This is a genomic window from Mycobacterium parascrofulaceum ATCC BAA-614 (assembly GCF_000164135.1).
GTDB classification, from domain to species: Bacteria; Actinomycetota; Actinomycetes; order Mycobacteriales; family Mycobacteriaceae; genus Mycobacterium; species Mycobacterium parascrofulaceum.
The window spans coordinates 1-700 of sequence record NZ_GG770654.1 but is presented as its reverse complement, the minus strand read 5'-3'; the positions used below and the strand labels follow the sequence as shown (position 1 = coordinate 700).

Genomic DNA, 700 nt, shown 5'->3' with positions numbered 1-700 from the left:
TCCCATGCGATCGCCGAGACGACGCTGATCAGCCGGGCCGAAGCCTCCCGGCGCGTGAAGGAGGCGGCCGATCTGGGGCCGCGGCGCGGGTTGACCGGTGAACCGCTCGAGCCGCTCCTGCCTGCTACCGCGGCCGCCCAACGCGACGGCAGGCTGGGTGGCGGGCAAGTGGCGGTGATCCGCCGCTTCTTCCACCGCCTACCCGGCTGGGTGGACTTCGCCACCCGCGCCGCCGTCGAAGCCGACCTGGCCGACAAGGGCGGTCACTTCCGCCCCGAACACCTTGCCGAGCTCGCCGATCACGTCGCCGACTGCCTCAACCCCGACGGCACCTTTACCGACGACGACCGCGCCCGGCGGCGTGGACTCACGCTGGGCAAGCAAGGCCCCGACGGCATGTCGCAGTTGCGCGGGCTCATCAGCCCGGAACTGCGGGCCACCCTCGAGGCGGTGCTGGCCAAGCTGGCCGCCCCCGGCATGTGCAACCCCCTCGACGACATGCCCTGCATCGACGGGGCACCCAGCCAACAAGCCATCGAGGGCGACGGCCGTTCCGCGCCGCAACGCAACCACGACGCGCTGCTGGCGGCCCACCGCGCCCTGCTGGCCTCGGGAAAACTCGGCCAACACAACGGCTTACCCGCCTCCATCATCGTCACCACCACCCTGGCCGAGCTCGAGGCCGCCGCCGGGCGCGGCC

Annotated in this window: 1 protein-coding gene; it reads left to right on the top strand. The window is 72.6% G+C overall.

Annotated features, from left to right (window positions below; all coding sequences use genetic code 11):
- Positions 1-700: 13E12 repeat family protein (locus tag HMPREF0591_RS30090; protein WP_007172675.1), on the top strand; the 700-nt coding region annotated here is incomplete at both ends.